24 protein-coding genes are annotated in these 21,510 nt (G+C 64.8%); 10 read left to right on the top strand and 14 right to left on the bottom strand.

Features of this window, described 5'->3' with window-relative positions:
• Positions 1 to 38: 38 nt before the first annotated feature.
• On the top strand, positions 39 to 848 hold the full coding sequence (gene surE, locus KR49_RS12775; protein ID WP_043696227.1) for a 5'/3'-nucleotidase SurE: 810 nt from the start codon (positions 39 to 41) through the stop codon (positions 846 to 848).
• Here the strand turns inward: surE and KR49_RS12770 are convergent.
• Complete coding sequence (locus tag KR49_RS12770; RefSeq protein WP_043696222.1) at positions 833 to 1,393, bottom strand: DUF3611 family protein; 561 nt, start codon at positions 1,391 to 1,393, stop codon at positions 833 to 835. The two genes, surE and KR49_RS12770, sit on opposite strands and share 16 nt — an antisense overlap.
• 56 nt (positions 1,394 to 1,449) lie before the next feature.
• Between KR49_RS12770 and KR49_RS12765 the strand changes: the two genes are divergently transcribed.
• The 5 genes from KR49_RS12765 to KR49_RS14045 all read left to right on the top strand — a co-directional run bounded on the left by KR49_RS12765 (position 1,450) and on the right by KR49_RS14045 (position 5,023).
• Positions 1,450 to 2,385, top strand: a complete 936-nt coding sequence (locus tag KR49_RS12765) for a bifunctional riboflavin kinase/FAD synthetase (RefSeq protein ID WP_043696218.1) — start codon at positions 1,450 to 1,452, stop codon at positions 2,383 to 2,385.
• Positions 2,386 to 2,528: 143 nt separating this feature from the next.
• Positions 2,529 to 3,578: a thiamine phosphate synthase gene (locus KR49_RS12755; RefSeq protein WP_084188144.1), complete on the top strand. Its 1,050-nt coding sequence runs from the start codon at positions 2,529 to 2,531 to the stop codon at positions 3,576 to 3,578.
• 4 nt (positions 3,579 to 3,582) lie between these two features.
• Positions 3,583 to 3,801 carry a sulfur carrier protein ThiS gene (gene thiS, locus KR49_RS12750; protein WP_043696206.1) on the top strand — a complete coding sequence of 73 codons (219 nt, stop codon included), beginning with the start codon at positions 3,583 to 3,585 and terminating at the stop codon, positions 3,799 to 3,801.
• A 98-nt stretch (positions 3,802 to 3,899) separates the two neighbouring features.
• Positions 3,900 to 4,766: a DUF1517 domain-containing protein gene (locus KR49_RS12745; RefSeq protein WP_156957263.1), complete on the top strand. Its 867-nt coding sequence runs from the start codon at positions 3,900 to 3,902 to the stop codon at positions 4,764 to 4,766.
• A gap of 98 nt (positions 4,767 to 4,864) precedes the next feature.
• Positions 4,865 to 5,023 (top strand): hypothetical protein, encoded by a 159-nt coding sequence (locus KR49_RS14045; RefSeq protein WP_156957222.1) that lies wholly within the window; start codon positions 4,865 to 4,867, stop codon positions 5,021 to 5,023.
• Here the strand turns inward: KR49_RS14045 and larB are convergent.
• The 6 genes from larB to era are packed head-to-tail and all read right to left on the bottom strand — an operon-like array spanning position 4,996 to position 9,642.
• Positions 4,996 to 5,670, bottom strand: a complete 675-nt coding sequence (gene larB / locus KR49_RS12740; protein ID WP_043696198.1) for a nickel pincer cofactor biosynthesis protein LarB — start codon at positions 5,668 to 5,670, stop codon at positions 4,996 to 4,998. The genes KR49_RS14045 and larB overlap by 28 nt on opposite strands.
• Entirely contained in the window at positions 5,667 to 6,080 is a 414-nt protein-coding gene (locus tag KR49_RS12735; protein ID WP_253912772.1) for a TIGR03792 family protein, read from the bottom strand. Before KR49_RS12735 ends, larB begins: the two co-directional genes overlap by 4 nt.
• Complete coding sequence (gene trmD, locus KR49_RS13625) at positions 6,077 to 7,282, bottom strand: tRNA (guanosine(37)-N1)-methyltransferase TrmD (protein ID WP_084188053.1); 1,206 nt, start codon at positions 7,280 to 7,282, stop codon at positions 6,077 to 6,079. The genes KR49_RS12735 and trmD overlap by 4 nt, the downstream gene beginning before the upstream one ends.
• A 6-nt stretch (positions 7,283 to 7,288) precedes the next feature.
• A complete protein-coding gene (locus tag KR49_RS12725; RefSeq protein WP_043696194.1) occupies positions 7,289 to 7,750 on the bottom strand; it encodes a phycobiliprotein lyase in 462 nt (153 codons plus the stop codon).
• 22 nt (positions 7,751 to 7,772) lie between these two features.
• Complete coding sequence (locus KR49_RS12720; protein ID WP_043696191.1) at positions 7,773 to 8,675, bottom strand: phytanoyl-CoA dioxygenase family protein; 903 nt, start codon at positions 8,673 to 8,675, stop codon at positions 7,773 to 7,775.
• Between the two features lie 31 nt (positions 8,676 to 8,706).
• Positions 8,707 to 9,642 carry a GTPase Era gene (gene era / locus KR49_RS12715; protein WP_043696187.1) on the bottom strand — a complete coding sequence of 312 codons (936 nt, stop codon included), beginning with the start codon at positions 9,640 to 9,642 and terminating at the stop codon, positions 8,707 to 8,709.
• Between the two features lie 57 nt (positions 9,643 to 9,699).
• Here era and KR49_RS12710 point away from each other — a divergent pair, with 57 nt between their 5' ends.
• Entirely contained in the window at positions 9,700 to 10,221 is a 522-nt protein-coding gene (locus tag KR49_RS12710) for a hypothetical protein (protein ID WP_043696185.1), read from the top strand.
• 57 nt (positions 10,222 to 10,278) lie between these two features.
• Here KR49_RS12710 and KR49_RS12705 read toward each other — a convergent pair whose 3' ends face one another.
• The 5 genes from KR49_RS12705 to KR49_RS12685 form a co-directional block, all read right to left on the bottom strand.
• Positions 10,279 to 11,010 carry a Bax inhibitor-1 family protein gene (locus tag KR49_RS12705; RefSeq protein ID WP_043696182.1) on the bottom strand — a complete coding sequence of 244 codons (732 nt, stop codon included), beginning with the start codon at positions 11,008 to 11,010 and terminating at the stop codon, positions 10,279 to 10,281.
• 67 nt (positions 11,011 to 11,077) lie between these two features.
• Positions 11,078 to 12,073, bottom strand: coding sequence for a PhoH family protein (locus KR49_RS12700; RefSeq protein ID WP_043696179.1), 996 nt, complete (start codon positions 12,071 to 12,073; stop codon positions 11,078 to 11,080).
• 7 nt (positions 12,074 to 12,080) lie between these two features.
• A complete protein-coding gene (gene rpsP, locus KR49_RS12695) occupies positions 12,081 to 12,491 on the bottom strand; it encodes a 30S ribosomal protein S16 (protein WP_043697562.1) in 411 nt (136 codons plus the stop codon).
• Positions 12,492 to 12,572: 81 nt separating this feature from the next.
• Complete coding sequence (ffh, locus tag KR49_RS12690; protein ID WP_043696176.1) at positions 12,573 to 14,057, bottom strand: signal recognition particle protein; 1,485 nt, start codon at positions 14,055 to 14,057, stop codon at positions 12,573 to 12,575.
• A gap of 54 nt (positions 14,058 to 14,111) precedes the next feature.
• Positions 14,112 to 16,055, bottom strand: coding sequence for an IMS domain-containing protein (locus KR49_RS12685; protein ID WP_043697557.1), 1,944 nt, complete (start codon positions 16,053 to 16,055; stop codon positions 14,112 to 14,114).
• Positions 16,056 to 16,156: 101 nt separating this feature from the next.
• Here KR49_RS12685 and pdhA point away from each other — a divergent pair, with 101 nt between their 5' ends.
• Positions 16,157 to 17,242, top strand: coding sequence for a pyruvate dehydrogenase (acetyl-transferring) E1 component subunit alpha (pdhA, locus tag KR49_RS12680; protein ID WP_043696173.1), 1,086 nt, complete (start codon positions 16,157 to 16,159; stop codon positions 17,240 to 17,242).
• A 30-nt stretch (positions 17,243 to 17,272) separates the two neighbouring features.
• Here the strand turns inward: pdhA and KR49_RS12675 are convergent, their stop codons facing one another.
• Positions 17,273 to 18,214, bottom strand: a complete 942-nt coding sequence (locus KR49_RS12675; RefSeq protein WP_043696170.1) for an RpoD/SigA family RNA polymerase sigma factor — start codon at positions 18,212 to 18,214, stop codon at positions 17,273 to 17,275.
• 327 nt (positions 18,215 to 18,541) lie between these two features.
• Here KR49_RS12675 and mnmA point away from each other — a divergent pair, with 327 nt between their 5' ends.
• Complete coding sequence (mnmA, locus tag KR49_RS12670; protein WP_052378264.1) at positions 18,542 to 19,756, top strand: tRNA 2-thiouridine(34) synthase MnmA; 1,215 nt, start codon at positions 18,542 to 18,544, stop codon at positions 19,754 to 19,756.
• Here mnmA and KR49_RS12665 read toward each other — a convergent pair.
• Positions 19,681 to 21,117: an apolipoprotein N-acyltransferase gene (locus KR49_RS12665; RefSeq protein ID WP_043696167.1), complete on the bottom strand. Its 1,437-nt coding sequence runs from the start codon at positions 21,115 to 21,117 to the stop codon at positions 19,681 to 19,683. The genes mnmA and KR49_RS12665 overlap by 76 nt on opposite strands.
• A gap of 53 nt (positions 21,118 to 21,170) precedes the next feature.
• Here KR49_RS12665 and KR49_RS12660 point away from each other — a divergent pair, with 53 nt between their 5' ends.
• Complete coding sequence (locus KR49_RS12660) at positions 21,171 to 21,500, top strand: phasin family protein (RefSeq protein ID WP_043696164.1); 330 nt, start codon at positions 21,171 to 21,173, stop codon at positions 21,498 to 21,500.
• Positions 21,501 to 21,510: the final 10 nt, after the last annotated feature.

The following is a 21,510-nucleotide window of genomic DNA, read 5'->3' as shown; positions in this document are numbered from 1 at the left end:
CCAAGCCGCTTAGGTTCCCCCCACCGAATCCTGCTCCCATGACCCCGCTGCGGATCCTGATCAGCAACGACGACGGGGTGTTCGCAGACGGCATCCGTACCCTCGCCTCGGCAGCCGTGGCCCGCGGCCACACGGTGACCGTGGTCTGCCCTGACCAGGAACGCTCAGCCACGGGTCACGGTCTCACCCTGCAGTCCCCCATCCGTGCGGAGCGAGCTGATGAGCTGTTCGTGCCGGGGGTCACCGCCTGGGCCTGCAGCGGCACGCCAGCGGACTGCATGAAACTGGCCCTGTTCGAGCTGGTGAAGGAGAAGCCGGATCTCGTGCTGTCCGGCATCAACCATGGTCCCAATCTGGGCACGGACGTCTTCTGCTCGGGAACCGTCGCCGCGGCCATGGAAGGCACGCTCGAAGGGATTCCCTCCCTGGCTGTCAGCAGCGCCTGCTTCCAGTGGCGCCAGTTTCAGGCCGCCGCAGAGCTGGCGGTGGACGTGGCCGAAAACGCCCTGGCGGACCAGTGGCCGGAGAACCTGTTGCTGAACCTCAACATTCCGCCCTGTGAGCGGGAGGCCATGGGCCCACTGCGCTGGACCCGCCTGTCGATCCGCCGTTACGACGAACAGTTCAGCCCGCGCGTCGACCCCCGCGGCCGTGCCTACTACTGGCTGGCCGGAGAGGTGGTGAACGATCTCGAATCGGCGGGGGAAGGTCCACGGGACTGGCCCAGCGATGTGGCCCAGATCCACGCCAACAGTCCCTCACTCACCCCGATTCAACCGGATCTGTTCTGGCGTGGTCCTCTGTCCGGTCTGCCGGAGCTGCGTCTGGCCGGTCAGCTGGTGCGATAGATCCGTTGCAGCAGCCACAGTGAGAACAGCAGCCCGATCAGGTGTGCGAAGAGCACCTGGGTGTTGCTGAGCACGGAAAGCATCTCCAGCGACGTGATCGCCAGGTTGTCGGACATCCCCCGACCACCGATGGCGATGCCGGGGGTCTGCATCGAGGCCTGCACGAACAGACTTCCGGCCAGAGCCTGATAACCGATGGCCGCGAAGGTGAGACCGAGCAGGTCCGCCAGCAGCCCTCGCTTGAGCAGTCGAGCCGTTTCACCGCGACTGGGTCGGGCCGCGCTGTCGATGGCGCGACCGGTGCGCACGATCAGCCAGCCCTGCCAGAGACTGAACAACAGCACCAGAAACGCCAGGCTGGTGAGCGAAAGACCAGGCCCGAGCCCGAGAGCACGTTCAGAATTGCGCGCCAGGCTGCTGCCCACGTTGTTGAACAGCAGCACCCCGACCACCACAATGCCGAGCACCGTCTGGATCCAGAACCGGATCCAGCCCATGCGGCGCAGTCCGAAGGACAACTGCTGGAAGTCGAGGCGATCCGCCATGCCAAGCCCGTCAGTCGTCCAAACTTGCCACCAAAGCCTTCCTCCCGCATCCCGCGTTGATTCCCCTCTGCTCACCCCAGGAGGCACAACGGCCAACCGCCCTGGCACTGGGCAGCTTCGACGGCCTTCATGTCGGCCATCGCCAGGTGATCCGTCAGGCCATCGCCGACACCCGGGCGGTGCCCAGCGTGGTGAGCTTCTGGCCGCACCCACGCGAGGTTCTCTATGGAGAACCAAGGCTGCGACTGGATCTGCCCAACGAAAAACTCAGCCTGCTGGAACCGCTCGGTATCCGGCAGCTGGTGCTGGTGCCCTTCACGACGGAGCTGGCAGCCCTCAGTCCGGAAGCCTTTGTGGAATCTGTCCTTCTGGACACCCTGCAGGCCGAACGGATCGCCGTTGGAGCCAATTTCCGCTTCGGTCACAACCGGGCCGGTGATGCCGCGCTGCTGCAGCAGGTGGCCGGCGCCCACGGCGTGCACGTGCAGGTGGTGGAGATCGTGGAGGACGGCAACGGCCGCATGAGCAGCAGCAGAATCCGGGCGGCTCTTGACAGCGGAGATCTCAACAGCGCCCGGGGCCTGCTGGGGCGCCCCTACCGCTTCCAGGGGCGGGTGGTGCGGGGTCGCGGTCTCGGCCGTGAGCTGGGCTGGCCCACCGCCAATCTGCAGGTGGATGGCCGCAAGTTCCTACCTGCCCTGGGGGTCTACGCAGCCTGGGCCCAGCTGAACGGCGAGGGGGAGCGGCTGGCCGCTGTGATGAACCTCGGGCCTCAGCCCACCGTCGACCCCACGTCACCCTCAGCGGTGGAAGTGCATCTGCTCGATCGCAGCATCGAACTGGAGGGCAGGCAACTGCTCGTGGAGCCCGTGGAGCGGCTGCGGGGTCAGGTGAAATTCGATGGGCTCGATGCCCTCAGTGCCCAGATCGGCCGGGATGCCGATCGCGCCCGGACCCTGCTGTACGCCTCGTCTCAGGCGACGGTGGGATAGGCGTTGGCCAGACCCCAGACGATGAACACTCCGATCCCTCCCAGAAGCACGATGCCCCAGACCAGCACGTGCATGGTGCTCTCGGATCCGCCGTTCTCCATGGTCGCTGGGAATGCGAGCCTTCACAGGGTGCCACGAAAATGATGGACTGCCCGTCGTGTTCGGATCCGCGTGTGGCGCGGCTGATCGATGCCAACCTCGACCGCGCCCGAGAGGGACTGCGGGTCGTGGAGGACTGGTGTCGCTTCGGGCTAGAGCGGGAGGACCTGGTGGTGACCCTCAAGGACTGGCGCCAGCGCCTGGGGAGGCGTCATCACGACCTCTACAAACGAAGCCGCTCCACCGCCACCGACAGCGGCGCCGGCCTGGAGCATCCGGCACAGCTGGATCGGCACAGCCCCCGGCAGGTGGTGGCCGCGAACTGCGCCCGGGTGCAGGAGGCGTTGCGGGTGCTGGAGGAATTCGGGCGCAGTGTCGACCCGAAATTGGCAGGCGAAGCAGCGACGATCCGCTACGGGCTCTACGACCTGGAAGTGAGCTGCCTGGAGGCCACGCAAGGAGGCCAGCGACGCAGTCGCCTGAAGGACTGCCGTCTGTGCCTGATCACCGCGCCCTGCGAGGACCTGCTCGATCGCGTTGCCATCGCTCTGCACCACGGCGTTGCCATGGTGCAGTTCCGCCACAAGGACGGAAGCGATCACGACCGACTGACCCAGGCCACGGCCCTGCGGCAGCTCTGCAGCCAGCACGGTGCTCTGTTCATCGTCAATGACCGGATCGATCTGGCCCTCGCGGTGGACGCCGACGGCGTGCACCTGGGACAGGACGATCTCCCAACCGCGATCGCCAGGCGTCTGCTCGGGCCTGAGCGGCTGCTGGGCCGAAGCACCCACAGCCTCGAGCAGGTGCGAACAGCCAACAGCGAAGACTGCGACTATCTGGGTCTTGGACCGGTGCACGACACCGCCGTGAAACCGGAGCGTTCACCGATCGGCATCGAGCTGGTCGGTGAGGCGTTGACGCTCAGTTCAAAACCGGTGTTCGCCATCGGAGGCATCCATGTCTCCAATCTGGGCCCGCTGACGGCGAGCGGCTGCCGGCATGTGGCCGTGATCGGAGCGATCATGGAAGCAGCCGATCCGGGGCAGGCCGTCCGGGACCTGCTCGACAGCCTCTCCCAACCCGTGGCCTGAAGCGATGGCGCTGCAACTCACCGTGAACGGCGAAGCCCGCACTCTTGATCCGCAACCGGACCCTCCCGGACTCCTGCAGGTGGTCGAGGCCCTGGGGCACAACCCGGCACTCGTGGTGGTCGAGCACAACGGAACGATCGTTCCGCGTCGTCGATGGCCCGACAGCACCATTCTCAACGGCGACAATCTGGAGATTGTCACCATCGTGGGAGGGGGTTCCTAGAGTCGTCCAACCGCTTCACTGAACGCTTCTCCGTGGCCTTCCCTCCGTCCAACTGGACACGTCGCCTGCTGGCTGGATTGCTGCTCCCCGTGGTGCTGATGGGGATGGTTCTGATCCAGGTTCAACCGGCTGACGCGGCCCGCGGCGGACGCATGGGTGGTGGCAGTTTCCGCGCCCCATCCATGCCCCGCTCCAGCGGTCGTTCCTACGGCGGTGGTGGCTACGGCGGTGGATATCGCGGCGGTGGAATCGGCTTTCCCTTCCTGATCCCGATCTTCGGCTTCGGAGGTGGTGGTCTGTTCGGCCTGCTGATCCTGATGGCCGTGGCTGGCGTTCTGGTCAATGCCCTGCGCGGTCTCGGGGGAGGCGCCCCGGCGATCGGTGGCGGCGGCGCCATGGCACCGGCCGTGCCGAGCAAGGTGAACATGATTCAGGTGCAGGTGGGGCTGCTGGCGAGTGCCAAGAGCCTTCAAGACGATCTCCGCTCGCTGGCGGCCTCATCAGACACCTCAAGCTCCAGCGGCCTGCAGAGACTGCTGCAGGAAACGACCCTTGCGCTGCTGCGTCAGCCCGATCTCTGGGTCTACGCCAATGCCGAGACCGGAACGGTCCCCTTCAGCTCAGCCGAATCCACCTTCAATCGCCTCTCGATGAGCGAGCGCAGCAAGCTGGACGCCGAGCTGACCAGCAACGTCGGTGGTCGTCGTCTTGATGACTCAGCCGTCGGCGAAGCCGATGCGACCAACGAATTCATCGTGGTCACCCTGCTGGTGGCGTCCACGGCCAACGCAAGGTTGCAGGGTGCCAACACCGGTGAGGACCTCCGCCAGACCCTGCGGATTCTGGGTTCAACGGCCTCCAGCGAACTGCTGGCGCTGGAGGTGATCTGGCAACCGGAAGGTCGCGGTGATGTTCTCAGCGCAGAGGAACTGATCACCGCTTATCCGAACCTTCAGCATCTCTGACCTTCTTCAGAAAGTCTTCCGCCTGACGCCCTTCATCTAGGCATTTTTTACCAGGATCAACACCTAGTTTTGAATCACTTACATCTTCGGTTCGGTCCTTGGCTCCTGATCCCCGCGCAATGGAATGGCAAGAGGACGGGGAACTGGCCAGAACCGATCTGCATGCCCTGGTGAACGCCCTCCAGCAGGTGGAAGGTGACCATGCCAGCGAGGAACTGGGGCGGCTCGGTCAGTTGGACCGCGGCCTGACGGCCTGAGCGGATCGAAGCATTCTCAGAGCCGCCATGGCGGCTCCGTAGCCGTTGTCGATGTTGACGACAACAAGCCCGGGGGCACAGCTGGCGAGCATGCCGTCGAGAGCGGCGCGACCTCCGGCACTGACGCCGTAGCCGACGGACACCGGAACAGCGATGACCGGCTGGGGAACCAGCCCTGCCAGGACGGTCGGCAGGGCCCCTTCCATGCCGGCACACGCGATCAACACACGGGCGCTGTTCAGGCGTGGCAGCGCATTCAGCAATCGATGCAGGCCGGCCACCCCCACGTCCATGACCGGATCCACCCCGACGCCATGGCAACGCAGAGCCAGGCAGGCTTCCGCCACGACCCGACGGTCGCTGCTGCCGCCACTGAGCACCGCCACCTCGGCCGCGCCCTTTGGCGATGACGGAAGAGTCCCGAGGGTGAGCGCGGCGGCCTGCTCGTGCACCGTGACCTCAGGAATCCTCTCCAGCACCGCCGCGGCCTTATCGGGGCTCACACGCGTGACCAGGGCCAGCTCCCCCGCCGCCGCGAAGCGGGGCAGGATCGCTGCGATCTGATCAACGGTCTTGTGCTCCCCCCAGACGGCCTCGACCATGCCGAGACGGTCGCGCCGCTGCAGGTCGAGACGGGCATCGGTCATGGGGTCGGCAGGGTCTGTTGTCGCAGTTCGCGCTCCTCCACGAGAGGAAAGACTGCCGTCGCCATGGGCGGTCGTCCCAGAGCCGTGTTGGTGAAAGCCTCGAAGTCAGCCTGCACCCGTTCGACCGACTCAGCGGGGATCGCTTTCCACTGATCACGGCTCGCCCAGCGGATCAACAGCACCCCCTGTTCACCGACCGGGTCCCAGTAGAGATCACGGCCGAGGAACCCCGTCTGCTGCTCCAGCCAGGGCTGCCAGGTGCGGGCTTCCGCCTCCAGCCACAGCTGCCGCTGCGGCGCCGGCACCGCAAGTCGGAGCAGCTCGACGGCAGGGTCTGCGGTCATGGCGTCAGCGGCAGGGGTGAACAGTGTCACCAGCATCGCCAGCATCAGCGCCGTGATGCGCCTCACAGCTTTTGCAGCAGGGTCACCGCCTGACAGCTGATGCCTTCCTCGCGTCCCTCGGGACCCAGCTTTTCATTGGTGGTGGCCTTGACGCCCACAGCCTCCGGGGCGAGTCCGATGCGATCGGCGATGTTGCAGCGCATCGCCTCGATATGGGGTTTGAGCTTGGGGCGCTCGGCGATCACCACCGCATCCACGTTCACCACCTGCCAGCCCCGCTCGCTCACCAGGGCCACCACCTGTTCGAGCAGCTGCAGGCTGTCAGCCCCCTTCCAGCGGGGATCCGTGGGAGGGAAATACTTGCCGATATCACCGAGTGAAAGGGCTCCCAGCAGAGCATCCATCACAGCGTGCACCAGGACATCGGCGTCACTGTGACCATCCAGCCCCAGCCCCTCCGGATGCTCCAGGCTGATCCCCCCGAGAATCAGCGCCCGTCCCGGCACCAGACGGTGGATGTCGTAACCGTTGCCGATCCGCAGCTGCATGGCGTCCTCACAGGCGGGATCCATTCTCCCGGCCAGCCAACGGGCGTGGAGGTCGGGGCGGCGCTCCCGTGTGCGCTGCTCACGCTGCTGCTGTCGCCAGGCCTCGATGGCAGCGTGATCACCGCTGCGCAGCACATCCGGAACCCGCTGACCACGAAACTCCGCCGGACGGGTGTAGTGGGGATGCTCCAGCAGCACGGCACTGTGGCTCTCCTCCACCAGGGAAGCCGCCGTTCCGACGGTGCCGGGAAGCAGGCGCACAACACCGTTGATCACGGTCATCGCAGGCAACTCCCCTCCAGTGAGCACGAAATCCCCGACGGACACCTCCTCATCCGCCAGGGACCGGATGCGCTCATCAAATCCCTCGTAGTGGCCGCAGAGCAGCACCAGCTGGTCGTACGCGCTGGACCAGCGCTGCAGATCGGCCTGCTGCAGCGGCCGGCCCTGGGGCGTCATCAGCAGCACGCGAGAGCGGCTGGCACGTGGAATGGACTCCATCGCCGCGTGCACCGGTTCCGGCTTGAGCACCATGCCGGCACCACCGCCGTAGGGCTCATCGTCCACCTTGCGGTAGCGATCGGTGGCGAAGTCGCGCGGATTGTGCAGATGCATTGCCGCGATGCCGGCGGCAAAGGCGCGACCGATCACCCCAAGCTCCAGCAGCGTTGCGAAGGCCTGGGGCGCCAGGCTCACCACATCGAGGCGATAGGGCGACATCGCCACTCAGGCGGCTGGTTTGGAGACCCGACGGATGTCGGTGCAGAAACTTCCCTCAAGCGGACTTCCCCCGGCATCCACCGCGGTGGTGCTGCGCAGTCGCAGGTTGGCTCGGGTGAACCAGATGCGTTCCTGCACCAGCGAACCATCGGGCTGCGGGAGATCGAGTTCGACACTTCCATCCGGCCAGAAGCGCCATTCACCGCGGCTCTCCTCATCGACCGTGAGCTCACCACCATCCACGAAGCCGAGCGAGCGCCCACGTCCACCGGGAGGCTCCACCAGCAATCGACCCAGCAGCTCTCCACTGCCGGATTCGAAGCGAACCGTCAGCTCTCCGCGTTCGCTGGTGTGCCAGTCGTCATCACCGTTGGAGAGGGCGAAGCTGCTGCGCAGACTCATCCACTCGCCAGCGCAGAGGGCCAGAAACGACGCAGGATCTGCGGGAGGGAAGGCTTGATCGCTCATCACGCCATCTTCTCAGTCGGTCTCACCAGGTGATCGGCAGGAAGGGGTAAGGCCGGTTCCAGCCGTAGAGAGACAGGCGTCGCCGCCCCGGCAGCGCCGATCCACGGCGATGAAAACCGAAGACATCAGCCAGCACCAGAGTGTTGGCCGGACAGGTGAAGGCCTTCGGCGCCGGCAGATCCAGTTCGGCCAGAGCGTCCTCGTGAATCCGGAAGGAGCCGGACACATCCGGCTGACGCTGATGATGGATGGCAGCATCCGCTGTGCGCTGCTCCCACTGCAGCCGCCGAGCGCCGAGACGGTGACTGCCGGGGACGTATTCAAAGGGGCCGTCCTGGGGCTCAACCGGCCAGAGGAAATACCAGAACTTCAAGGCACGAAAAAAGGTGTCGCGATGCAGCTCCTTCTGCAGATCCGGAGTGCGTGACTCCTCACCATGAACCGTGAGATAGATATCGAGCTTGCGGGCCTGCTGCGGCAGACCGATCACCTGACGTGAGCAACGCGAGAGGCGGGGATCGCCCGAGAAGTCCGCTGCGTGCGGCAGCGCTGCGGCATCGATATGCAGAAAGCGGTTGAGGGTGCCGCCGTCAAACCGATCAAACCCTCCGGGGAAGGGCTGCTTGGGCTGGAAGCCGACCTGCTCTCCAGGGGTGATGGGGTGCCGCCGTTCCGCATCGGCGACCGCCTGCTCCACCTCCTCACGAAGTGCCTCGAAACGGTCGACGGGCAGCCAGTTCCGGATCGCGATCACACCATCGCGCTGCAGGTCGCTGACCTCAACCGGTCGCAACAGTCGTCTCCAGCGGCACAGGGACTCGGCCAGCTGAACCCGGCGGCGGTGCAGCTGCCAGTGCCTGTTCAGAGCCGGACTGCCCACCCAGGGATCCCGAAAGCTCTTGGTGCGTGTCAGCAAGGTGAGCATGGGCCGGAGACTAGGTCGACGCCAGAACGGATCAGCTGCCCTGATCGCCGTAGCCGAGCTCATTGAGCCGTTGCGGTTTGCTGCGCCAATCCGGCACCACCTTCACGAACAGCTCCAGATACACCGGACCATCGATGAGCGTCTGCATCTGCAGACGGGCTCCCTGACCGATGGTCTTCAGCATGGAGCCCCCCTTACCGATGAGGATGCCTTTCTGACTCTTGCGCTCCACCAAGACCGTGGCCAGCACGGCCGTTCGGCCCTGCCCCTTGCCCTGAGCAGGCATCTCCTCGACCCGATCGATCATGACGGCGACACTGTGGGGCACCTCCTCGCGGGTCTGCAGCAACACCTGCTCGCGGATCAGTTCCGCCAGCAGCACCCGCTCCGGCTGATCACAGACCATCTCCGGCGGGTACAGCAGCGGCCCCTGCGGCAAACAACCCGCCATCGCCGTCGCGAGATCCCCGCAGCCATCACCCTCCAGTGCGCTGCAGCGATGCAGCGGCCAGTCGGTGCCCGTGAGCAGATCCCGGTATGTCTGCTCGGCTGAGTCCTCCTGACCATCGGGAACCCGATCCCATTTGTTGAGGGCCACCAGCACCGGCAAGCGCTGCTCACGCAGCAGATTGACGATGAACGCGTCGCCGCGGCCGGGCCGTTCGCACCCCTCCAGCAACAGCAGCACAAGGTCCACCTCACCGATGGCACTGCGGGCGCTCTGCACCAGCCGCTCCCCGAGCAAATGATGCGGCTTGTGAATGCCCGGGGTGTCCACCAGCACCAACTGCGCAGCATCCGTGGTGACGATCGCCCGCAGGCGGTTGCGAGTGGTCTGCGCCACGGGGGAGGTGATCGCCACCTTCTCCCCCACCATCCTGTTCACCAAGGTGGATTTGCCCACGTTGGGGCGTCCGATGAGTGCAACGAACCCTGAGCGGAAATCCTCCGGGGTGGCGAGGGTCATGCGGTCGGGGTGCCGGGGATGAACCCCATAGCCTGCTCCCTGGAGTGTCACCTGGTCATGGCAAGCGCCGCACCCACCTTCCAGCAGGCGATGGAGATCACCGCCACCTGGCTGCAGCAGTGGGAGAACGAGGAAATCAGCGATGAAGTGCTGGCGGACCGCGTCGGCGAGATCATCGCGAGCCGCGATGGTGCCAGGGGGTTTTTCGTGGTGAGCCTGGCAGGCGACAGCGCCCTGATGGATCGGCTGCCCGATCCGGTGGTGGGGCAGCTGCGGGCCGGCGGTGCCGGCGTGGTGGATCTGACCGTTCGCAACCTGGCGATGAGCAGCGCCATGGCCCTGCATCACCGACGCCAGGGAGATGCAGCGCAGCAGGCGGGTTCTGAGCGGGTGACGGCTCGCTGCACCGAACTGCTGCGGCAGCTGGAGCCGGCAGACGTGAAGGAACGGCTCGAACAGCTGCTTGAGGCCGCGCTCGACAACCGGGGGGATGACGTCAGCTTCCTGGAGAAGTGGGGCTACGACGCCGAACAGAGGCAAGCGATCAGCACCAGCGTGTACGACGTCGCCGACCCATGAAAAAACCCCGGATCAACCGGGGTTTCTGAGATTCACAACCTGTGCTTCGGTGGATGGTCAGTCCCGACGGCTGCCACCGTTGAGAACGATGATCAGGCGCAGAATGAAGATGAACAGGTTGATGTAAGTCAGATACATGCTCAGGGCACCGGCCAGGTATTGGTCATCCCGGTAGGTGCGGGGCATCGTGTAGAAGTCAACGAAGGCGGCTCCGACGAACAGCACCGTGCCGAAGCCGGCGATCATCAGTTCGAAGCTGGTGCCATGGAACATCTCAGGGGCAAAGATCCCTCCGATGAACTGCACCACCATCGCCAGGATCAGACCGATCAAGCCAAGACCGACCACTCCGGAGAGCGCCTGACCGACGCTGTCACTCATGCGACGTCCGACGATCGACGCGATCACGAACGTGATACCGGTGGCCAGCGCCGCGGTTCCGACGGCACCGACACCGGCAACGGCTCCCGCAAGCGCCACCAGTCCACTGAGAGTGAAACCGGTGATCAGGCTGTAAACCGAGAGCAGCGGTAACGCGGTGGCGTTGTTGCCCTTCATCGCCACGTTCTGGGCGACGAAGAACAGGATCAGATTGCCGATGATCGCCACCCAGAAGAGGGGCATGAACATCGGCGACGACATCATCGATAACCCGCCGATCACTCCGACGGAGGTCAGCACCATGCCTCCGCCGACGTAGGGGAGGGCCTTGTTCACGACATTGGGGCCGACCAGGGCGCTGGACTGCGCCTCGCGGATGGCCTGCTGGAAATTGCTGCTGGCTGGCATGTCGACCGGACACCAATCACTCCCATCACTTTGACAGTGCTGGCAATGGTCTGAGGTGCGGATCCCCCTATCGATGCACGTGCCGTGACGCAGGGGCGACATCACGACGGGCATAAGCCTCCACAACCCGCTGCACCAGGGGGTGGCGCACCACATCCGATGACGTGAGCCGGCAGACGGCAACCCCATCGACGCCATCAAGAACCTCGGAGGCCTCCAGCAGTCCGCTGAGCTGACCTGACGGCAGATCGACCTGGGTGATGTCCCCGGTCACCACCATGCGGGACCGTTCACCGAGCCTGGTGAGCACCATGCGCATCTGGGCCGGTGTCGTGTTCTGGGCCTCATCGAGAATGACGAAGGCATCGCTGAGGGTGCGTCCCCGCATGTAGGCCAGAGGGGCCACCTCGATCACTCCCTTCTCCAGAAGCGTTGCTGTCTTTTCGGGGCCAAGCAGGGAATGCAGAGCGTCGTACAGCGGGCGCAGGTAGGGATCCACCTTCTGCTGCAGGTCACCAGGCAGAAATCCCAGGCGTTCCCCCGCCTCCACCGCTGGGCGTGTCAGCACCAAGCGCTCCACCCTGCGCTCCGTGAGCATCCGCACCGCGAGCACCGCGGCCAGAAAGGTCTTGCCGGTGCCAGCGGGCCCAAGGGCAAAGGTGAGATCGTGGCGCTCCATCGCATCCACGTACTGCTTCTGGCGAAGCGTGCGAGGCCTGAGCAGCCCGCCGGTCTGACTGCGGGCCAGCACCTGCTCACCCATGGCGGCATGGTCATCGCCGCGGCCGGCCTCCAGAGCCCCGAGCGCCGCCTGCAGGTCCACCGAGGAAACCGCCTGGCCCTGCTGCCAGATCGGCCGCACCAGCTCGACAACGGCGGCGGCACGCTCCAGTTGCGCAGAGCGTCCTGTGATCACCAGCTGCAACCCGCGCAGAACGAGGGATGCGCCAGTGAGGGACTCCAGGCGATGCAGGGTTGATTCCGCCTCCCCCGCCAGGGCAAGGGCTGCTTCAGGATCGGGAAGATCCAGAATGAAACGGCTGCGCTCGCCGCTGGCGGTCACCGGAGGATCAGCTTTCGGTGGGCTCGCCTTCGCTGGATTCACCCTCGGAGGACGCAGCGGCGGCAGCCTCTGCTTCAGCAGCAGCCTTGGCCTCGGCAGCCTCCTTGGCGGCCTGCTTCACCGCTGCATCCCGGGCAGCGGCCTGCTTGGCCTTGCCGACGGTCTCGGCCGGACGAATGGACTTCTCAATCAGACCACCGCGCTCCAGCAGGGTGCGGACCACATCGGTGGGCTGAGCTCCCTGGCCAAGACGCTCACGGATGGCTTCCGTATCGAGGCGTGTTTCCTTGGTGCGGGGGTTGTAGAAACCGAGCTCCTCGAGCGGACGGCCATCACGGCGGGATGTGCTGTTGCAGGCCACGAGGCGGAAGCTCGCTTCCCGCTTCTTGCCGAACCGCTTCAGGCGGAGCTTGATCATCGTGGCCCTGGTGTTGAGGAGTGGTGTGGATTCAGGCAGCGCTGCAACGCCTGCCAAACAACCAACATACCGGGTGGCCGATCAGAGAGCTCCGAAGCCTTTTCTCTTCTTGCCGGGCTTCTGACGCTTCGGAGCCGCAGCGCCCCTGCCGCGCTTGCCACCGGCCTGTCCGGGCATGCCACCCATCCCTGGCATCCCGCCCATGCCAGGCATCCCGCCCATGCCGGGCATGCCGCCCATTCCAGGCATCCCACCCATGCCGGGCATGTTGCCCTGACTCATCTGCTGCATGAAGCCGCGCATCTTCTGAAAATCCGCCAGCACCTTGTCCACATCCGCCGATTGATGGCCACTGCCGGCAGCGATGCGGCGGCGGCGGGAGGGCTGGCTGGCCAGAAGATCGGGGTTCTGCCGTTCCATCGGCGTCATCGAACCGATCATCGACTCGATCCGCTTCAGCTGCTGCTCCCCCTGCTTGAGCATGCCGTCATCGATCTTGTTCATGCCCGGGATCATTTTCATCAGGCCACCCAGCGATCCCATGCGCTTGATCAAGCGCATCTGCTTCACGAAATCCGAGAAGTCAAACGTCGCCTCCTGCAGCTTCTTCTGCATCTGCTCGACATCAGCGAGCTCCACCTCCTTCTGGGCCTTCTCCACCAGCGTGAGCACATCGCCCATGCCGAGGATGCGGCTGGCCATCCGTTCCGGATGGAACGGCTGCAGGGCCTCCACCTTTTCGCCGGTGCCGATGAACTTGATCGGCTGACCGCTCACCTTGCGGATCGACAGCGCCGCTCCACCGCGGGAATCACCATCGAGCTTGGTGAGCACGGCTCCCGTGATACCCACCTGCTCGTGGAACGATCGGGTGAGTTCGGCCGCCTCCTGGCCGATCATCGAGTCGACCACCAGCAGCACCTCATCCGGCTGCACCGCGGTGCGGATCCGCACCATCTCTTCCATCATGTCGGTGTCGATCTGCAGGCGACCTGCGGTGTCGACCAGCAACGTGTCGAAGCCCTCCTGCCTCGCTTTCTCCAGACCAGCGGCAGCAATGTCTTCTGGCTTGGCATCCGAACCGAGGCTGAACACCTCGACATCGATCTGTGCGCCCAGCGTCTTCAGCTGGTCGATGGCAGCAGGTCGATAGACATCAGCCCCCACCATCAAGGCCCGACGGCCCTGATCCTTGAGATGAAGGCCCAGCTTCGCGGTGGCGGTCGTCTTGCCGGCCCCCTGCAGGCCTGCCATCAGCACGACCGTCGGTGCCTCAGTCGCCTTCGCCAGCGGAGCGTTATCGCCGCCCATCACCTCCACCAGCTGTTCGTGCACCACCTGGATGAACTTCTGATCCGGGCTGACGCCGCGCACCACCTCGGCGCCGACAGCCCTCTCACGCACCTCAGCGACGAAATCCTTCACCACCGGCAGGCTCACATCCGCCTCCAGCAGGGCGCGACGCACGTCTTTCAACGCCCCTTCGACGTTGGTTTCGCTGATCTTGTCCTGGCCTTTCAGCCCCTTGACCGCATCCTCAAAACGGGCTGATAGCTCGTCAAACATCTTCGGCAGCCATCAGGCTCAGTGCAGTGATCGTAAAAAGCGATGCTCCCCGGTTCAGCGACCGGGGATGTACTCGTGCAGTTTCCACTCCTTGCCGTCCCTTCCGAAGACATAGGTGAGGGAGAGAGTTCCGGGCTCCGTCTGCTCCAGCACCTGACCGTTTCCACCCAGGGTCTTGTCGGCGTAGGCAACCTGCGCCCCAACGGCGATCCGCTGAGGTGCACGGTTCACCGGACCCACAGCGGTCACGGAGGCCTCGATCAGCTTGCTGCGGCCGGCCGCGGCATCAGCCGCCTGTTCCGCCTGCACCCGCTCCACCAGACGCTCGCGGGCGATGGGCGCCAGATCGCGAGCAGGATCTCCGGTGCCGGCCAGGGCGCTGGCCTTGCCATCCAGCCAGGCCTGCACCAGGGCCTGAAGTTGATCGTTCGTCGGTTGATCAGCCGTCAGCGGCTGAGGCGCGGAGACGGTCCCCTTCTCAGGCTTCAGGGTCGCCTGCGGTGCTGAGGGCTCAGCCTGAGGTTCCGCCGGCATCACAGGAATGGGCGTGGGTTCCGAGCTGGGACTGCTGGTTCGCTGTCGCATCAGGGCCTGAACCACAAGAGCGGTCACCAGGGCGGCCACCACCGCACCGGCGATGCGTGACATCGCCCCAAGGGGCAACTGCCGGGTCCAGGCAAGTGTCGCCGACTCCGGCTCCCCGGCCGGGACGCTGTCCTCCTCCGGCTCCTCGGAGACAGGACGATCGAGCAGCGGCAGCCAGTCAGGCATTCCGGAGCCGGTGGGACTCTCCTCCTGACGGGCGGCCTGGCGATCCAATCGGTCCACATATGCCTGCACATCGCGATCGGCGAACCAGGCATCCAGGTCAACCCCGGCCGGTTCCACATCGCGGTAACCGGGAAGAACGTCCCGCTCCAGCCAGACGCGGCAGTAGTCGCACTGAGCAGCGAGCTCATCGCCGGGATGGTCTGCGAACCAGTCCTTCAGGTCGGGGTCGCGCAAACTGCCGAAGCGCAGAGCGGCCTCCGCCACATCACCCAGAAGCAGATCGATGCAGCCATGCAGCGGCATGGGATCGAGATCCGGTGTTTTCAGCAGCACCAGCTGTTCCCGGGCCTGCTCCAACAGCTCGGGCTTGCGGCGGGTGAAGCCTGCGGCCGTCAACGCGAACACCACCAGACATCCCGCCTCCTCGGAGCCCTGTTCGTACCAGCTGCCGAACAGATCAATCTGCTCCTGAACCGTCAGAAAGCGGCGGATCTGCTGGAAGAAGGTCTCGAAATCCGACTGGGCCAGCTGGGCCGTGCCGGCATCCGCGGCTTCCCCCTCGAGACCGCCCCGCTCGCTGACCAACTGATTGAGCAGAGCGAGACCTCGCAGATGGGCCTGCTGATCGCTGAGATCACGACTGAGCAGGTCAAGGACCCGATAAGGATGCAGGGCCTGAAGTGCCTGCTCGAGCTTGGCCTGTTGATCAGGAAGCTTGCCCATCCGCTGCTGGAGCTCAATCCCCTCCTGCAGCAACCCGGCGGCCACCTCATAACGGCGCAACTCCCGGTCTTCCGCCGCCGCATCACAACAGGCGAGAGCTGCCAGCAGGGTGAGATCGGCTTCACGCCCACTGCCAAGCGCTGGTGCCTGCGGTGGTTGCAGCCCCTGACGCGCCAACTGGAAGGCTTCATGGGAGGCCCGGGCTTCCCACAGCAGGATCAGTCCCGCCACCTCACTGCTGGAGGCCAGATCGAGACCGACGGTTCCATCCGGGTGCGTCTCACTGAGCTGCAGCAACGCTGCTTCGTACTCCTCCCGTCGCTCCTGATCCGTCAGCAGGTCCGCGGATCGCTGCAGCAGGACCTGACGCTGCTGCAGCACCTCGTGGGTGAATCCCTGATCCGGCGGGTGATCGCAACGACTCTGAAGCTTGCGAAGAATGGCCTGAGCATCCGAGGAAGGACTGACGCCCAGCAGTCGGAAATGATCGATGGGCAGGTCCACCACCAGCGCACGCAATAGCTGCGAACTTTAGTCAGTGTCTGGGATTTTGCCTATTTCTCATCCGTTGGCCCTTACAGTCGGTCTCTGTTGTCTTGAAGGGCATGGGTCAGGACCTCGCGGTCGAGTCCGCTCCGATCACCTCAGCGGCCGCCGGTCCTCATGCCGAGCGTCTCTCCTCACTGGTCACGGCTCAGCGAGCCAGCGTCGACCGTGAGACCGGCCTGGCGCTTTATCGAGACATGACCCTCGGTCGGCGTTTCGAGGACAAGTGCGCCGAGATGTACTACCGGGGCAAGATGTTCGGGTTCGTGCATCTCTACAACGGTCAGGAAGCTGTCAGCACCGGCGTCATCGGTGCGATGAAGCGTCAGCACGACTGGTTCTGCAGCACCTACCGGGATCACGTCCATGCCCTGAGCGCCGGAGTGCCGGCACGGCAGGTGATGAGTGAACTGTTCGGGAAGGAAACGGGTTGCAGCAAAGGCCGGGGAGGCTCGATGCACCTGTTCTCCAAGGAACATCATCTGCTCGGAGGCTTCGCCTTCATCGCCGAAGGAATTCCGGTTGCCCTCGGATCGGCCTTCACCAGTCGCTACCGGCGCGACGCCCTCGGTGACTCCTCAAGCAACGCAGTCACCGCAGCATTTTTCGGTGACGGAACCTGCAACAACGGCCAGTTCTTCGAATGCCTGAACATGGCCCAGCTCTGGAAGCTGCCGATCATTTTCGTTGTTGAGAACAACAAGTGGGCGATCGGCATGGCGCATGACCGGGCCACCAGTGACCCTGAGATCTGGCGCAAGGCCGGAGCCTTTGGCATGGCTGGAGAAGAGGTGGATGGCATGGATGTGCTGGCCGTTCGAGCGGCAGCTCAGCGAGCCATCGAACGAGCCCGCGCAGGCGAGGGACCGACGCTGCTCGAGTGCCTCACCTATCGATTCCGTGGCCACTCCCTGGCTGACCCCGACGAGCTGCGTTCGGAGCAGGAGAAACAGTTCTGGGCCGAGCGTGATCCGCTCAAAGCGCTGGAACGTGACCTCAGCGGCGCTGGGCTGGTCCAGAGCGATGAACTGCGAGCGATCGAGAAAGAAATCGATGCTGTGGTCGAAGACTGTGTGGACTTCGCCCTGTCGGCTCCGGAGCCCGATCCCTCGGAACTGACCCGTTACATCTGGGCTGAGGACTGAAAAGTCCCGCCCAGACGTTCTCAAACTTGATCAGATGCCGCTGGGCAGGCGTCGGGTGAGATTGCGGAGCTTGCGGAGTGCTTTCAGCTCCACCTGACGCACCCGCTCCCGTGACACTTCCATCAAGCGGCCAATCTCGGCGAGCGTGTGGCGCTCATTGCCCTCGAGCCCGAAACGAAGTCGCAGAACATGCTGTTCCTGATCGCTGAGATGGCTGAGCCAGCGACCCAGCTGCTCGTGGTGAATCCGCTGCTCAACGATGTCCAGGGGCTCATCGAGTGAGGAGTCGGCGATCAGATCACCGAGGAAGCTGCGACCTTCCTCTCCGTTCACCGGGGCATCAAGGCTGCTGGTGGTGAGCGCCTGGCGAAGCAGGGAGTCGAGCTCATCGAGAGGGATGTCCATCGCTTCCGCGATCTCGACCCGGCTGGGCATCGCGCCGAGTTTGTGAGCCAGGTCAAGGCTGACCTTGCGGATGGTGGTGAGGCGCTCGCTGAGGTGGACAGGCAGACGGATCGTTCTGGACTGACAGGCGATGGCACGCGTCATGCTCTGACGGATCCACCAGAAGGCATAGGTGGAAAATTTGTACCCACGGGTGGGGTCAAATTTCTCAACCGCCCGCTCAAGGCCGAGAGATCCTTCCTGAATCAGGTCAAGAAGTTCAAGACCTTTGCCTTGGTATTTTTTCGCGACGCTGACAACAAGCCGAAGATTGGCTTTCATCATTCTTTCCTTCGCCCGCCGACCGATGCGGATCATTCGGCGCTGCTGAGTGGTGAGAGCGCTTTCGTCGAAAGACTTCGAACCGTCTTCCGTGAGCTCCATCATTTTCTGAACCTGGTTGCCCAGTTCGATTTCCTCAGCCGGGGTGAGCAGAGGAATCCGACCGATGGTCGCCAGGTACCAACTGACCGGATCGCTGCTGCGACGGCGCTGCGTCTCTGCAGGCCTTGGGGCGGTAGAAACCATGTCCCTCGTCAGAGATGTGTTGGGAATGACTTTCTTATGGGCAGAGCAAATGGCGCGGTGATTTCAGCAACCTTTCAGATTCGGACCAGCAAATCGAAACATTCAAAATCTTTGAAAACGAACATTGAAAAAAACATTCGATTCGTACCAACCAAAAAACGTTGGTAATGCTGGTGTCTCACGTGAAACAGCTCAGTCCAGAACCGCGCCCGCCTGACATCTGCTTTTGCTGACATTCGCCGTTTTCACCTGCAGGCAATTCATGACCACTCCGGATGGATGGCTTGCCGGTGGCAGTTCAGACTGGAATCACGCCCACTCGCGCCGATGTCCTCCGGTCTCAGCTCCACTCCTGCCGGTCAGGCAGCCCTGGAGCGTCTGCGGCAGTGGCCGGGTGATCACCGTGTCGCCGTTGGACTCTCCGGAGGAGTGGACAGCTCACTGACTGCAGCCCTTCTGGTGGAGGCCGGTTGGACCGTTGAGGGTCTGACGCTCTGGTTGATGAGTGGCAAGGGATCGTGCTGCGCGGAAGGGCTGGTCGATGCCGCCGGAATCTGCAGCCAGCTCGGGATTCCACACCATGTCGTGGACAGCCGCGACACATTTCAGCGGGAGATCGTCGGACGCCTCGTCGACGGCTACCGGGACGGCATCACGCCACTGCCCTGCTCCCAGTGCAACCGCTCGGTGAAATTCGGACCGATGCTCGCGTGGGCCCGCGAGGAACGGGGGCTGCCGCGCATCGCAACCGGGCACTACGCCCGAATCCGCCACGGTGGCGAGAGCGGACGCCACCAGCTGCTGCGCGGCCTCGACTCCCACAAGGACCAGAGCTACTTCCTCTACGACCTCAGTCAGGACATGCTCGGGCGCATCGTCTTTCCGCTCGGGGAACTGACCAAGCCGGATACACGGCTGGAAGCGGCACGCTTCGGACTGCGCACCGCTGACAAGCCGGAAAGTCAGGACCTCTGCCTGGCGGAGCATCACGGCTCCATGCGGGCTTTCCTCGACGCCTACCTGCCTCCAAGGGACGGAGAGATCGTTCTCGCCGACGGCACGGTGGTGGGCCAGCACGACGGGATCGAACATTTCACGATCGGCCAGCGCAAGGGCCTCGGAGTTGCCTGGTCGGAACCCCTGCATGTGATCCGACTCGATCCGGCCATGAATCGCGTCGTGGTGGCGCCCAGGGCGGAAGCCGGTTGTGGCTCCTGCCCGGTCGGGGCGGTGAACTGGGTGTCGATCGATCCCCCGACAGCCCCCCTCAACGTGGAGGTTCAGGTGCGCTATCGCAGCGAGCCGGTGCAGGCCCGGATCTCTCCGCTTGAGGCCACCGATGCGGACCACGCCAGGGACCGTCCGTATCGCTGCGCCGTGGAGTTCAACGAGGCGCAGTTCTCGATCACCCCAGGCCAGGCCGCTGTCTTCTACGACGGCGACGTGGTGCTGGGCGGAGGACTGATTCAGCGTGATGCCAGCAGCCGCAGCATGCCGACCACCAACAGCGGCAGCAGCACCACATCCCTCCAGCGGGCGTAGAGGGTCGTTGACGCACGCGGCCGCAGCTCCGCCAGGGCCACCCCTTCCTGAAGCGGAGGCAGCAGCGGATGGACCCGGCCATCCGCCTTGATCAGAACGGTGGGACCGGTGTTCGCAACACTCAGGAGATCCCGGTCATTCTCAAGGGCCCGCAGCTGCCCGAGAGCCGTGAACTGGCGCTGCAGCAATTGTGGATAGGGATCGAGATTGGCGACTGCCAGCAGCCAGCGCGCCCCTTCCGCGGAGGCTGCCGCCAGCGCCCGACCGTCGCTGATCTCGTAGCAGATCGCTGCCGCTCCAGCCGGTTGCAAACCCGCCAGGGCACGGGATGGTGTTCCCGGATGCAGGCCGCCCACCGCGGAGAGTCCGGCGGTGAGCCCCAGTGGCAATGGTGGAAGCCATTCCCCCAGCGGAACAAGCCGATGCTTGTCGAGCAGGGGGAGGGGTTCGACGCCACCTGGCTCCAGCAGCAGCAGGCTGCTGCGCTGCTGGCCCAACTCCCAGCGGAAGCCACCACTCAGCAACGGCAGTGGAGCGGCATCGGGGAGCGTCCAACCCACCGGAAGGGTGCCTTCCGGTGCCACCAGCAGTCCGGCACCGAGCTCATCGGCCTCCGCCAGAGCCCGCTGCAGTGCTGATGGAAACTGCTGCCGGCGCTCCGGGGTGAACTTCTCTCGGGTGGGGATGGCCGGCTGCCAGGCCGCCAGCCGCAGGAGCTCCGGCTCCGATGCCGGTTGTCCCGTGGCGGCACCCCTCAGCAGCAGGCCCCCGAGGCCATGGGCCAGCAGCACGCTGGCGACGGTGATCACAGCCAGACGCCGCCGTCCTGGACGCCAGCGCCACAGGCTGCAGGCTGCCCATCCCCAGAGCAACTGAAGGGTCGCCAGTCCGCCAGCTCCGATCCAACGGGAGAGGCCCGCCAGAGGACGATCCAAAGGCAGGGTGCTGCCACCGACCCCGATCCAGAACAGTGGACCAGCGGCCAGCATCACCTCAGCGACCCCCCAAACCGCTGCGAGCAGCAGCACCGGCGTTCCGGACCAGCGCGCCAGCAGCGACCAGAGGCCCACCAGCACCGCCGCAGAGGCAGCACAGACCATCCAGATCGCCACGGCAACGGGAAGACTGAGCAGAGACGGCACCCCCATCCAGGTGAGCGGGTGCAGGGACAGCAGCCAGCGGTGGCTGATCAGAACCGCCACAGCACCCCAGAGGGCCGCCAGGCGAGGACGCTCCGCGATGGACCAGAGCAGCGCCAGGCCTGGGATCATCAGCAGGGGACCCAGACCAGCCGGAGCCAGTCCGGCCAGAACTCCACCGGAGAGCGCCTGCAGCCAGGGCTGGGATCGGTGATCTCCCATGGTCACGGTCGTCCGGTCAGAGGCATCCTGTCCTGGAGTCTCACCGCCCTCGGATGGACGCTGCCAATCCGCTCCAGCAACTGCTGCTCCGTGGCCTCGGCACCACCAGCCTGGTGGCTGATCGGCTGCGCGGGGTCAGCCAGGCCTGGGTCAGCAGCGGACGACTGGATCCGAACCAGGCCTCAGCCCTCGTGGACGACGTCATGAAGGCGCTGCGGGGCGAGACGCCGGAATTGGAGGAGCAGGCGGAACGCAAACTGGAGCGCAACCGCGACAACCTTCTCCAGGACATCGGTGTGGCAAGCCAGAAGGAACTCGATGAACTGCGAGGTCGCATCGATCGACTCGAACAGCAGCTGCGTCAGCTGAACCGGGTGGAATGAACCGGAGGGC

This window comes from Synechococcus sp. KORDI-49, assembly GCF_000737575.1.
Taxonomy (GTDB): Bacteria; Cyanobacteriota; Cyanobacteriia; order PCC-6307; family Cyanobiaceae; genus Parasynechococcus.
The sequence above is the reverse complement of the archived record's forward strand: the minus strand, read 5'-3'. Positions and strand labels throughout refer to the sequence as shown.

Bases quoted from the DNA above. Each gene is read 5' to 3' on its own strand.
- surE (WP_043696227.1), top strand. From the start codon at position 39: ATGACCCCGCTGCGGATCCTGATCAGCAACGACGACGGGGTGTTCGCA.
- KR49_RS12770 (WP_043696222.1), bottom strand. From the start codon at position 1,393: ATGGCGGATCGCCTCGACTTCCAGCAGTTGTCCTTCGGACTGCGCCGC.
- KR49_RS12755 (WP_084188144.1), top strand. From the start codon at position 2,529: ATGGACTGCCCGTCGTGTTCGGATCCGCGTGTGGCGCGGCTGATCGAT.
- thiS (WP_043696206.1), top strand. From the start codon at position 3,583: ATGGCGCTGCAACTCACCGTGAACGGCGAAGCCCGCACTCTTGATCCG.
- KR49_RS12745 (WP_156957263.1), top strand. From the start codon at position 3,900: ATGGGGATGGTTCTGATCCAGGTTCAACCGGCTGACGCGGCCCGCGGC.
- larB (WP_043696198.1), bottom strand. From the start codon at position 5,670: ATGACCGATGCCCGTCTCGACCTGCAGCGGCGCGACCGTCTCGGCATG.
- trmD (WP_084188053.1), bottom strand. From the start codon at position 7,282: ATGTCGCCCTATCGCCTCGATGTGGTGAGCCTGGCGCCCCAGGCCTTC.
- KR49_RS12725 (WP_043696194.1), bottom strand. From the start codon at position 7,750: ATGAGCGATCAAGCCTTCCCTCCCGCAGATCCTGCGTCGTTTCTGGCC.
- KR49_RS12720 (WP_043696191.1), bottom strand. From the start codon at position 8,675: ATGCTCACCTTGCTGACACGCACCAAGAGCTTTCGGGATCCCTGGGTG.
- era (WP_043696187.1), bottom strand. From the start codon at position 9,642: ATGACCCTCGCCACCCCGGAGGATTTCCGCTCAGGGTTCGTTGCACTC.
- KR49_RS12710 (WP_043696185.1), top strand. From the start codon at position 9,700: ATGGCAAGCGCCGCACCCACCTTCCAGCAGGCGATGGAGATCACCGCC.
- KR49_RS12705 (WP_043696182.1), bottom strand. From the start codon at position 11,010: ATGCCAGCCAGCAGCAATTTCCAGCAGGCCATCCGCGAGGCGCAGTCC.
- rpsP (WP_043697562.1), bottom strand. From the start codon at position 12,491: ATGATCAAGCTCCGCCTGAAGCGGTTCGGCAAGAAGCGGGAAGCGAGC.
- ffh (WP_043696176.1), bottom strand. From the start codon at position 14,057: ATGTTTGACGAGCTATCAGCCCGTTTTGAGGATGCGGTCAAGGGGCTG.
- pdhA (WP_043696173.1), top strand. From the start codon at position 16,157: ATGGGTCAGGACCTCGCGGTCGAGTCCGCTCCGATCACCTCAGCGGCC.
- KR49_RS12675 (WP_043696170.1), bottom strand. From the start codon at position 18,214: ATGGTTTCTACCGCCCCAAGGCCTGCAGAGACGCAGCGCCGTCGCAGC.
- mnmA (WP_052378264.1), top strand. From the start codon at position 18,542: ATGTCCTCCGGTCTCAGCTCCACTCCTGCCGGTCAGGCAGCCCTGGAG.
- KR49_RS12665 (WP_043696167.1), bottom strand. From the start codon at position 21,117: ATGGGAGATCACCGATCCCAGCCCTGGCTGCAGGCGCTCTCCGGTGGA.
- KR49_RS12660 (WP_043696164.1), top strand. From the start codon at position 21,171: ATGGACGCTGCCAATCCGCTCCAGCAACTGCTGCTCCGTGGCCTCGGC.